General features: G+C 61.2%; 8 protein-coding genes. 3 read left to right on the top strand and 5 right to left on the bottom strand.

Annotated features, from left to right (window positions below):
* The first annotated feature begins 48 nt into the window (after positions 1-48).
* Positions 49-1173, top strand: a complete 1125-nt coding sequence (locus ACIP1X_RS00325; protein WP_400748181.1) for an ATP-binding protein — start codon at positions 49-51, stop codon at positions 1171-1173.
* Positions 1174-1197: 24 nt separating this feature from the next.
* Here ACIP1X_RS00325 and ACIP1X_RS00320 read toward each other — a convergent pair whose 3' ends face one another.
* From ACIP1X_RS00320 to ACIP1X_RS00305, 4 genes are all read right to left on the bottom strand, one after another.
* Positions 1198-2550 carry a c-type cytochrome gene (locus tag ACIP1X_RS00320; RefSeq protein ID WP_400748178.1) on the bottom strand — a complete coding sequence of 451 codons (1353 nt, stop codon included), beginning with the start codon at positions 2548-2550 and terminating at the stop codon, positions 1198-1200.
* 17 nt (positions 2551-2567) lie between these two features.
* Complete coding sequence (locus tag ACIP1X_RS00315) at positions 2568-4820, bottom strand: molybdopterin cofactor-binding domain-containing protein (RefSeq protein WP_400748175.1); 2253 nt, start codon at positions 4818-4820, stop codon at positions 2568-2570.
* A complete protein-coding gene (locus ACIP1X_RS00310) occupies positions 4820-5275 on the bottom strand; it encodes a (2Fe-2S)-binding protein (protein ID WP_282351718.1) in 456 nt (151 codons plus the stop codon). The genes ACIP1X_RS00315 and ACIP1X_RS00310 overlap by 1 nt, the downstream gene beginning before the upstream one ends.
* 88 nt (positions 5276-5363) lie before the next feature.
* Positions 5364-6284 carry an AraC family transcriptional regulator N-terminal domain-containing protein gene (locus tag ACIP1X_RS00305; RefSeq protein WP_400748172.1) on the bottom strand — a complete coding sequence of 307 codons (921 nt, stop codon included), beginning with the start codon at positions 6282-6284 and terminating at the stop codon, positions 5364-5366.
* Between the two features lie 230 nt (positions 6285-6514).
* Here ACIP1X_RS00305 and ACIP1X_RS00300 point away from each other — a divergent pair, with 230 nt between their 5' ends.
* Positions 6515-7723: an MFS transporter gene (locus tag ACIP1X_RS00300; protein ID WP_400748169.1), complete on the top strand. Its 1209-nt coding sequence runs from the start codon at positions 6515-6517 to the stop codon at positions 7721-7723.
* Between the two features lie 181 nt (positions 7724-7904).
* Here ACIP1X_RS00300 and solA read toward each other — a convergent pair whose 3' ends face one another.
* A complete protein-coding gene (gene solA, locus ACIP1X_RS00295; RefSeq protein ID WP_400748166.1) occupies positions 7905-9083 on the bottom strand; it encodes an N-methyl-L-tryptophan oxidase in 1179 nt (392 codons plus the stop codon).
* A gap of 373 nt (positions 9084-9456) precedes the next feature.
* Here solA and ACIP1X_RS00290 point away from each other — a divergent pair, with 373 nt between their 5' ends.
* Complete coding sequence (locus ACIP1X_RS00290; protein ID WP_400748163.1) at positions 9457-11862, top strand: glucose/quinate/shikimate family membrane-bound PQQ-dependent dehydrogenase; 2406 nt, start codon at positions 9457-9459, stop codon at positions 11860-11862.
* Positions 11863-11914: the final 52 nt, after the last annotated feature.

Raw genomic sequence — 11914 nt, 5'->3', positions numbered from 1 at the left:
AAACGAACGCTCGGCGACTTTTCATAAGCCCTCACCAGGATTCCCGACATGCGCCTCCCCGATTTCATCATTGAACATATCGAGCCTATTCTTCAGGCGTGGGAGGATTTCGCCAGAACCATCGAGACGCCCGGCGCGGCGCTGGATCGTGAAGCCTTGCGCGATCATGCCGGCCAGATGCTCGAAGCCATCGTTATAGATCTACGCACCCAACAGACACGCTCGGAACAAATCGCAAAATCTCTGGGGCATGGACCCAGCAGCGCTGAAGAGACGCCCGCCGAAACCCACGCCGTCACACGGTTGATGGCGGGGTTTACCATCGATCAGATGGTGTCGGAATACCGGGCGTTGAGAACCAGCGTGCTCAATCAGTGGATGGTCAAAGTGAAGTCCGGCACGCCCTTCGATGCGGACGACATGAACCGCTTCCACGAAGCCATCGATCAGGCGCTCGCCGAATCCATTGCCAGTTATTCAAGAGCCGTGGACGCGTCGCGCAATATCTTTCTGGGCATCCTCGGCCATGATTTGCGCACACCGTTAGGCGCCATTCTGCTGGGTGCGGACAGCCTGCGCCGGTCTGCCGATGTCGGAGAACGCGGTACCCGACTGGCGAACCAGATTTTCACCAGCGTGAGACGCGCGAATCAGATTGTGGACGACTTGCTGGACTTGACCCGTTGCCAGATGGGGCCAGGCATTCCTGTTAAAAAAACGGCGTTGGATCTAGCGCCGCTGTGTGGACGCATCGTCGATGAAATACGAGCGTTTCACCCTGACGCCAACGTTGTTTTCACGGCGGAATCACCGGTTGCAGGCAAATTTGATGGGCCGCGTATGGAGCAGGTGTTCTCCAACATCATCGGCAACGCTGTCCAGCATGGCGATGTTCAGACGCCCATTGAAGTGCATCTGGCGGTCTCTGATCGCTCGGCAATCTTTACCGTGCACAACCGCGGAGAGCCTATTGCCGAGGATGTACTGCCGTTTATTTTCAATCCCATGGGGCGTTTTTCCCAACGCTCGGTCGTTGATCACCCGCCTTCAGAGGGGCTGGGTCTGGGGCTGTTCATAGCTTCCGAGATCGTCGCATCACATCAAGGAACAATCGAGGTTGTCTCCAACACCGAGCACGGCACCACTTTTTTGGTGAAGGTGCCGCTGGCCTGACGGCGAGTTCTACGTTTGACTCCTCTAGCGCATGTGCAAAATGATCGGGCTGCTGCTGGCTGGATCAGTGTGTTCACGCAGCTTGCCAACGGCTTGTGCATCAACAGCGCTGGCCTGATTGCCCCATGTGCTGCGCATGAATGTCAGCACTTCGGCGATCTGCTGATCCGACAACTGCTCACGGAATGCCGGCATGCGGTAGGCGTCCGGTACACCGGCAGCGACGATGCGCTGCGAGCCGTTCAAGGTGATGTTGATTGCCGAGGCGCTCTCTTTGGCCAGTGCAGAAGTGGCGCCTGCCAGCGGCGGCATCCATTGCGCTTGACCCTTGCCGTCGAGGCCGTGGCACGAGGCACAGCGCGTGACGTAGGTGTGCCCGCCCGGAGAATCCAGACGCGTCGCTGCCGAAACTGCCTGGTATTGCCATGGCTGGCCGTCGCGCTGCGGGTCGCCAGGCAACGATTTGAGATAGCGGGCGATGGCCGTCAGATCTTCATCGCTCATGAACTGCGTGGAGTTGTTGAACGCCTCGGTCATTGAGCCGTAGACCACCGCGTGGCGATTGCGACCGGTTTTGAGGAACTGGACGATTTCCGCCTCGCTCCATCGGCCCAGCCCGGTGTTGTGGTCATCACGCAGACTCGGCGCGTACCAGCCATCCAGCAAGGCGCCCGCGAGGAACGGCGCAGCGGATTCATCCAGTGCCTTTTCGTTGAACGCCAGACCGCGAGGCGTATGGCAACTGCCGCAGTGGCCGGCACCCTGCACCAGGTAAGCGCCGCGATTCCATACTTCATCCTGCGACGAGTTGGGTTCGTAGGATCCGCTGTCGACAAACACACCGTTCCACACGGCAATCGGCCAGCGCAGGTTCAGCGGCCAGGGAATCGTGCTCGGGATGTTCGCTTGTTTGACCGGCGCCACGCCTTTCATGAAGAACGCATACAGCGCACGCACATCGTCGTCACTGAGCTTGGCGTACGACGGATAAGGCATCGCCGGGTACAAACGGCGACTGTCAGGTGCCACGCCGTGACGCACGGCACGGTCGAAGTCGGCCAGGCTGTAACGACCAATCCCGGTTTGAGGATCCGGGGTGATGTTGGTCGCGTGAATCGCGCCCAGCGGCGTGGCCATTTCCAGGCCGCCGGCGAACGGTGCCGCGCCCGGTACGCTGTGGCAAGCCACGCAATCGCTGAGCCTGGCGACGTATTCGCCCCGAGCCAGCAGCGCCGGGTCGACGTCGGCGGCAGTGATCGTGTGATCTTCAAAAGGCGAGACAGGCTCGCGGGTGACATACCAGGCCAGCAGGCCTGCCGCGACCAGGCACGGCACTGCCAGCCAGCCAGCGGTTCTTGCGAATCGGCTGTTATTCATGGACGCTCCGGCGCTGATCAAGTGAAGGTGTGTCGGCTCATGGGCAGGCTGCGAACCCGTTGCCCGGTCAGGGTTGCCACTGCGTTCGCCACGGCTGGCGCGACGGCGGGCAATGGTGGTTCGCCGATGCCGCCCATTTTTTCCCCGCTCTCGACAACCCGCACATGCACCCGCGCCATCCGCGCAGGCGGCAGGATCGGGTACAAATCGTAGTTGCGCGCGCGTGGTTTGCCATCCAGCCAAACGGCCTCTTCCACCAGTGTCTGCGATAACCCCAACGCCACGGCGCCATTGACCTGCGCCTCGACAATCGCCGGATTGACGATGCTGCCCGGGTCAATCGCCTGCCAGATGTCATGCACTTTGACCTGGCCGTTTTCGATCGACACCTCGGCGATCACCGCCGTGTGCGTACCGAACGGCGAAGCCATTGCCACGCCACGCGCACGGCGACTGCCGTCCTCGGCGGTAAACGGGCCGCGCTTCCAGCCACCCGATAACTCACCCGCCGCTTGCAGCAAGGTGGTCAAACGTTTGTTGTCGCGCAGCAAATGCAGGCGCAGTTCGAACGGGTCTTTGCCGCCCTTATCGGCCAGTTCATCAAGGAACGATTCGTAGAAGAAGTCGTTGAGGGAATTGCCCACGGAACGCCAATAACCGAGCATCGCCGGGCCTTTGACATAGATCTGCGCGATGCGCTTGTTGGCGATTGCATAGGATTTGCCCGACAACCCTTCAAGCGCGGTAGGGTCGAGTTTTTCGCCCTGTTTGCCAGCGAGGGCCTCGGTCGGGCCTTCGGTGGCACTGATCGCCTCGATTGCCAGCGGCCAGCCGTCCTTGTCCAGCGCGGCGCGGAAATTCACCGCCGCGACGGGGCGGAGCACGTCACGCAGAAACTCTTCCTCGCGACTCCAGATCAGTTTGACCGGGCGACCCACCGCTTTGGCCAACTCGATCGCCTGCGGATAAGGACTGGCAGAATCGTAGAGAAAATGCCGACCGAAGAAGCCCCCCAGCAGCGGCGAATGCAAGGTGATGCGCGACGGATCCAGGCCGGTGCGCTTGGCGATGTCCGCGCGGAACATGTCCGGCGCCTGATTGGGCAACCAGACCTCCAGCGAACCGTCCGGATTGAATCTGGCCAGCGCCGAGGGCGGCTCCAACTGACCGTGGTTCAGGTATTGATTGTGGTAAGTGGCGTCGATCCGCGTCTTGGCCTCGTTGAGTATCCCCGCCACGTCGCCTTCATGTTCATCATCTTTGGCGGGGCTTTTATCTTCAGCGAGGCGCTTGAGCCAGGCATCGCTGGAAAAGTCGGCGGGCATCGGCCGGACTTTGCTGTCGGCTGATGGTTCTTGCCAGTCGACCTGAATCGCCTCGACCGCGCGTTTCGCGTGCCACCAGCGCTCTGCAACAACCGCCACGGCGCCCGGCAGAAGGTGCACGGAATGCACGCCTTTCATCGCCTTGACCTGGTCTTCGTTGCGCAGGTTGCCCACCGTCATGCCCAAACGCGGGGCATGCTGAACGGCGGCGTGCAGCATGTCGTCGACCTTCAGATCGATGCAGTACACAGCCTTGCCTGTGGACTTGTCATAGGCATCAAGGCGCTTCACCGGTTTGCCGATCCAGCGGAACTGGCTCGGATCTCGTAGTGTTATTGAGGCGGGATCGGGAACCGGCAGATCCATCGCACGCCCGGCCAATTCGCCGTAGGTCAACGACCGGCCCGACGCGGCATGCAGGACTTTACCGGGTTCGGTCGTCAGCTCGCCGACCGGCACGCCGAGTTTTTCCGCGCCGGCCTGCAACAGCATGGCGCGGGCCAGTGCGCCGAGGCGGCGCATCACCGGGTAACTCATGCGCACCGACATGCTGCCGCCGGTGATGCGCATGCCGTTCTCCAAAACCACGTAGGCTTCACCGGGCGGTGCGGCTTCGACGAGGAAGGTCGCCGGGGCGGCATCGAGTTCTTCTCCGACAATTTGCGCCATCGCGGTGAACGTGCCCTGCCCGCCCTCCATGAACGGACACAGCAGACGCACGCGGTTGTCCGGGCGAATTTCCAGAAACGCCGGGACCTGCGTGCCACGCTCGGCAGTCGCCGCAGCCGTTGCGGCCTGCACGCGGGTCGAACCGAGCGGCAGACCGAAGCCAAGCACCAACGCACCGACGGCGGTACCGGTCAGAAAACGTCGGCGCGAGACATTGATCGGCTCGTGCAGCGCGAACGCGGATGCCTCACTGGACGGATCGATACGGATGCTCATCAGGCGTCCCTCTTGCCGGCCAGCTCATGCACGGCGGCATGAATGGCGTTGTAGGTGCCGCAGCGGCACAGATTGACCATCGCCGCGTCGATTTGCGCGTCACTTGGCTGCGGGTTTTGCTTGAGCAACGCCGTGGCGGCCATGACCTGCCCCGACTGACAGTAACCACACTGGGCCACCTGGAGATCGACCCAGGTCGCGACCACCCGTTTGCCGACTTCGTCAGCCTCGATGGCTTCAATGGTGGTGATTTCGCGGCCGACCACGCCGGCCACCGGCGTCACGCACGAACGCACCACATTGCCGTCGACCAGCACGGAACAGGCGCCGCACTGCGCCAGTCCGCAGCCGTACTTGGTGCCGGTCATGCCGAGGTCATCGCGGATCACCCACAGCAAGGGCGTATCGGCGTCGGCATCGACCTGATAGGTCTTCTGGTTGATTCGTAATTCCATGGCTCACCCGCTCTATCATCGGTTGACGTGCATTGTTATGAACGGTGACGCGCGGCGAGGCGCATCCCCGGTAAAGCGTGTCTGTGGTTTAACTTGCCGCTTCTGCTTCGATTGGTTGCCCGCGCAGCAGCGCCATGTCGCGACTGGGCGCGGTACCGAACAGGCGGCCATATTCACGGCTGAACTGCGAAGGACTTTCGTAACCGACCGCAAACGCCGCGCGCGAAACGTCCAGACGCTCGACCAGCATCAGCCGACGCGCCTCGTTGAGCCGCAGCCACTTCTGGTACTGCAGCGGGCTCATGCCGGTCAGTTGGCGGAAATGCAGGTGAAAAGTCGGCGCACTCATCTGCACCCGCGCGGCCAGATCGTCGATGCGCAGTGCAACGGTGTAGTTGAGTTTCAGCCAGTCGATGGCTTTGGCGATGCGATAGCCCTGACCATCCACCGCAGTGATCTGCCGCAGGCGTGAACCTTGATCGGTATTGAGGAGCCGGTAATGGATTTCGCGCAGGATCAGCGGCGCCAGCACCGGGATCGCCTCGGGTTCATCAAGCAGGGCCAACAGCCGATCAAGCGCGCCTTCCAGCGCCGAGGACACATTGCCAATGCCGGCGCCGGTGCCTGTGGATGGCTGCCGCTTGGCGGGCAAGCCACTTTTGGTGATGACCTCGGCGAGCATGCCGATGTCCAGTTTCAACACCAGACCGACACAAGGCTGCTCAGGGCTGGCGAGCAGCACTTCGGAGTTGGCGGGCAAATCCAGCGACGTGACCAGAAACCGCGAAGGGTCGTAACGATAACCCTCCCCGCCGACCCACAAGCGTTTCTCGCCACGGCCGACCAGAATCAGGCTCGGTTCGATCATGCACACGGCAGGTGGCGCTGGCTGGTCGCGGCGAAACAGCGACAGCCCGGGTATGCAGGTCGCGAAGTCACCCGGTGCGCTGATGCGCGGGTCAATCTGCAACGCTAACGGCGATTCATGGCGATGGGGGATGTGGATCATGGTCGGTCACTCCTGTTGACCGAACTGTAGTCCGCGCAACCGAGCTTTCCTATCCACAACCCTGCATCCTCAGAGGATCAGGCAAGCATTCAAGAGGAATGCACTAGAGCAGCGGCGGATCGACCGGGAGAATGTGTCGAACTGTTACAGGGGCATGCCCTTGCAGGCATCCATCGCTTCACCCCCTGCGCATCACCTCCTACGCTTTTCGCGCAACACAGGTAGTTTCCATGACAAACCCTCTTACCGATCCTTTTACAAAGAAAAGCGGCTGGAGCGCCGTGCTGGCCATGTCCCTGGCCGCGTTCGCTCTGGTCGCTTCAGAATTCATGCCGGTCAGCCTGCTGACGCCGATTGCCGCCGATTTGCACATCACCGAAGGCCAGGCGGGTCAGGGCATTTCCGTGTCCGGTGCGTTCGCGTTGATCACCAGCCTGCTGATTGCAAGCATCGCTGCCCGCGTTGAACGCAAGAAATTGCTGTTGAGTCTGACCTTGCTGATGATCGTGTCAGGCACGATCGTCGCGCTCGCGCCGGGCTACCCGTCATTCATGATCGGACGTGCCTTGATCGGCATCGCCATCGGTGGTTTCTGGTCATTGTCGGCGGCGACCGCCATGCGTCTGGTGGCGCCTGATCAAGTATCGCGCGCACTGGCCATGGTCAACGGTGGCAACGCGCTCGCAACGGTGATCGCCGCCCCGGCGGGCGCCTTCCTCGGTTCGTTGATCGGCTGGCGCGGTGCGTTTTTCTGTGTGGTGCCGGTGGCAGCGCTGGCCGCGGTGTGGTTGATGATCAGCCTTCCGTCCTTCAAGGCCGAACGCAGGGCCGGCGGCGCCAACGCCCTGCAACTGATGCGTCAGCCGCCCGTGGCCTTGGGCATGATCGCCGTCAGCGTGTTTTTCATGGGCCAGTTCATGTTGTTCACTTACCTGCGCCCGTTCCTTGAGGGCGTCACCGGCGTCAGTGTTTCAACACTGTCTTTGATGCTGTTGGGGCTGGGACTCGCAGGGTTTATCGGCACCTTTCTGATCGAAAGATTCATGGGCCGCGGCCTCTACCGCACGCTCACGGTTATCCCGTTGATCATGGCCGGCATCGCGTTGGCGCTGGTGAACTTCGGCGAGTCGGCAATGCTGACGGCCGTGCTGCTCGGACTGTGGGGATTGGTCGCCACGGCCGCGCCGGTCGGCTGGTGGACATGGCTGGCGCAGACGCTGCCGGATGATGCGGAAGCCGGTGGCGGCATGCTGGTGGCGATAGTTCAACTGGCGATCGCCGGCGGCGCCATCGTCGGCGGTCTGGCCTTTGATCTGAGCGGCTACAAAGCCACCTTCGAGCTGAGCGCTGCCGTGCTGGTCGTCGCGTCCGTATTCGCGTGGCTGGCGGGGCGCGCAGCCACTGAAGTGCATTTTGCCGAATCGAACGTGACGGCCTGACGTGGTCAGAACGCCGGCACTACATCGCCGTGATAACGCTCAAGAATGAACTGCTTCACCGGTCGGGCTGAATGTCGTCAGAGAAAACTTTGACGTCGAATGTCACGCTTCTTTGGCAAGCTGAGGTTTAAGAAAGAACCCATGGCGGCGACCAGCAGTGCGACGGAGAGCGCGACACGTTTCACGATAGTTTTCCTTCGAAGCGTTTCAGGGAGAAAGAGGACAGATCCAGGTCGGTCGAGCCGCGCATGCACCACTGTGCAAACGCCTCGCCCAGTGCCGCGGAATGCTTGAAGCCATGGCCCGAACACGCCGACACGAACAGCGTGTGTTGCAGCGACGGATGCTCGTCGATGATGAAGTGGCGATCCGGCGTGACGGTGTAGGCGCAGACGGCGGACTTGCTGACCTTTGCGGTCACGCCGGCGATGCGCTTGTGTACTTGCTGCTCGTACATGTCCTGCGCTTCGGCTGCTGAAACCGTGCGGTCGATGGCCTGCGGCGCCGATGCGGTGTGGTACTGCGCGGTGGCGATTTTCAAACTGCCCTCGCCGGGTAATGCGGGGAAGCCGTAGTTGATTTTGTCGTCGCCACGGCCGTGGGTCAGGATAAACGTAGGTGAATGGCCCACCAGTCCGGCGTTCTCTGCCAGTTCGAACCAGAACAGTTTCTGCCGGTACACACTGAGCAGATTTTCAAACGGTTTGCCGAGCAACTCGCCGCTCCAGTTGCCTGCGCTGATCACCAGTTTGTTGGCAAACAGCGTGCGGCGGTCGGTGGTAACGGTGACACCGTCCGCGTCCGAGGTGATTGCGGTGACGGTCTCGCCTTTATAAAGCGTCGCCCCGTGCTGCTCGGCCAGTTTGAGCTGCACATCGATGCAGCGCTCCGGACGCACGAAGCCGCCACCGGGTTCGAAATAACCGATGGCCGAGTCGTGCACGTTGGCGAATTGAGGAAAGCGCTGGCGAATCTGCTCGGCGGACAAGACTTCGTGCTCGATGCCGTAGGTCTGCGCCAGACCGATGGTGCGCAAGGTGAAGTCGTTCTGATCTGCAGGATCGAACTCGGCGCTCGACGTCAGCACCAGCAACCCGGACTGCTCGAACAGTGACTCATCCGACAACGCCTCAAGCTCACGCCAAATGCGATGCGAATTACGCACGATCGGCACATATTGCGCGCCCTCGCCAACCGAAAGCCTTGTGATTCGGGTATCGCCATGACTGGAGCCGAGGTTATGCGGCGGGTGATGACGGTCAATTCCGACGACGTTCACCCCCGCTTTCGCCAACTGGTAAACCGTGGCGGCGCCCATCGCGCCCAAGCCTAAAACCAGCACCTCACATCGCTCGGACATAAATAGTCACCGATCAAAAAGGCGCCAGTTGAGCGGTAAAAGAATCGGAATTCCAAGATTAAAAAAGCATATCCATATAGCTCGACGCGTCCGCCGACGGCTCTGGATCGGGCTACCGGGTGGTTATTCGTCGCATTTACAACCTGGCGCAAATGATTTACGCCTTGCGGCGCGACATTCAGTGTCTGTCACAAATCACAATCGAGCTGACATAACAGCGTTTTTTTGCATATTTCGACAGACATTTCAGCGTCTAAGCTTCACCTCAGGCATGAGCCAAAACCGCGAACTACGCTTCACGGTGAAATTTGTGATTTAACTAGGTAGTTACCTAACTATATAATGCGCGCCTCATTTCAACGGGACACTCAACGTGAAGCAGAGTCAACGCCTCTCGGGCATATCAAAATTCATTCTGGTCGGGCTGGGCGTCGTCATCGCCCTGCTCGGCTTGGCGCTGGCTGCGGGCGGCGTGAAGTTGGTCAGCCTGGGAGGCTCGTGGTACTTCCTGGTGGGTGGCTTGATCATGGCCGTTTCCGGTCTGTTGATCGCGCGCTTCAAGCTGAGCGGTGCCTGGTTGTTCGCCGCGTTCCTGGTCGGGACGGCGATCTGGGCGGTCAGTGATGCCGGTCTGGTGTTCTGGCCGGTGTTCTCGCGACTGTTCATGTTCAGCGCGATCGGCTTGGTGGTGGCCTTGGTCTACCCGATGCTCAAGCGCGCCAACGGTGGCGTTGCGGGTCGCGGCGCTTACGGCGTTGCCGCTGTATTGGCGGTCGGTTTGGCCGTCGCTGCCGGCAACATGTTTGTCGCGCATCCGACCGTTGCCGCCACCGGCACTGGCCCGGGCCTCACTCCGGTTGAGCCGGACAAGGCGCAGAAGGATTGGGCGCACTACGGTAATACCGAAGGTGGCAGCCGCTTCGCTGCGCTGGATCAGATCAATCGCAACAACGTCGACAAGCTCAAAGTCGCGTGGACCTATCACACCGGCGACATTGCCGAGAGCGATGGCAACGGCGCCGAAGACCAGCTCACCCCGCTGCAAATCGGCAACAAAGTGTTCATCTGCACCCCGCACAACAACCTGATCGCCCTCGATGCCGACACCGGCAAAGAGCTGTGGAAGAACTCGATCAACGCCCAGTCGAAAGTCTGGCAGCGTTGCCGTGGCATGGCTTATTTCGATGCGACTGCCGCCATTGCCCAGCCGAGCAATTCGAGCATCATCGAAGCCAAACCGGTGCCGGCCGCCAATTGCCAGCGTCGTCTGCTGACCAACACCATTGATGCTCGCCTGATCGCGGTCGATGCCGACACTGGCGAGTTCTGTCAGGGTTTCGGCAACAACGGTCAGGTCGATCTGAAGGCCGGTCTGGGTAACGTCCCGGACAGCTACTATCAGTTGTCCTCCGCACCGTTGATGGCCGGCACCACTGTCGTGGTCGGCGGTCGCGTGGCTGACAACGTGCAAACCGACATGCCGGGCGGCGTGATCCGTGGTTTCGACGTGATGACCGGCGCCATGCGCTGGGCGTTCGACCCGGGCAACCCGCAGGATCGTAACGCGCCGGCAGACGGCAGCACCTACGTGCGCAGCACGCCGAACAGCTGGGCGCCGATGTCGTATGACCCGGCGACCAACACGGTCTTCCTGCCGATGGGCAGTTCGTCCACCGACATTTATGGTGTCGAGCGCAGCAAACTCGATCACACCTACGGTGCTTCGATTCTCGCGCTGGACGCTACAAGCGGTGAAGAGCGCTGGGTGTTCCAGACCGTGCACAATGATCTCTGGGACTTCGACCTGCCAATGCAGCCGAGCCTGATCGACTTCACCAAGGACGGCAAAACCGTTCCGGCGCTGGTCATCGGCACCAAGGCCGGGCAGATCTACGTGCTCGACCGTGCCACCGGCAAACCGCTGACCGACGTAAAAGAAGTGCCGGTCAAAGCGGCGAACATCCCGAACGAACCGTACTCCCCTACCCAGCCGAAATCGGTGGGCATGCCGCAGATCGGTGCGCAGCACCTGACCGAATCCGACATGTGGGGCGCCACCCCGTACGATCAGTTGCTCTGCCGCATCGACTTCAAAGGCATGCGTTACGACGGTTTGTACACTGCGCCGGGCATGGATAAATCGTTGAGCTTCCCGGGTTCGCTGGGCGGCATGAACTGGGGCAGCATCTCGACTGACCCGGTACACGGTTTCATCTTCGTCAACGACATGCGTCTGGGTCTGTGGATTCAGATGATTCCTTCGCAGAACAAAGGCCAGGCGACGTCCGGCGGCGAAGCACTGAACACCGGTATGGGCGCCGTTCCGCTGAAGGGCACGCCTTACGCGGTGAACAAAAACCGCTTCCTGTCGGTGGCCGGCATTCCATGCCAGGCACCGCCGTTCGGCACCCTGACCGCAATCGACATGAAGACGCAGAAAATCGCCTGGCAGGTTCCAGTCGGCACGGTTGAAGACACCGGTCCGTTGGGTATCCGAATGCACCTGCCGATCAAGATCGGTCTGCCAACCCTCGGCGGCACGCTGTCGACCCAGGGTGGCCTGATCTTCATCGCTGGCACGCAGGATTTCTACCTGCGCGCGTTCAACAGCGGCAACGGTGAAGAAGTCTGGAAAGCGCGTCTGCCGGTGGGCAGCCAGGGCGGCCCGATGACTTACGTCTCGCCGAAAACCGGCAAGCAGTACATCGTCATCACCGCGGGCGGCGCTCGTCAGTCGACCGATCGTGGTGACCTCGTCATGGCCTACGCGTTGCCGTAAGCCGTCGTCACCTCATCCAGTCAAGCGCGGCACCTTAGGGTGCCGCGCTGCT

It is taken from the genome of Pseudomonas sp. NPDC088885 (assembly GCF_044750025.1).
Lineage (GTDB): Bacteria > Pseudomonadota > Gammaproteobacteria > Pseudomonadales > Pseudomonadaceae > Aquipseudomonas > Aquipseudomonas rustica.
Note: the sequence above shows the minus strand (reverse complement) of the source record. Positions and strands in the feature narration are given on the sequence as shown.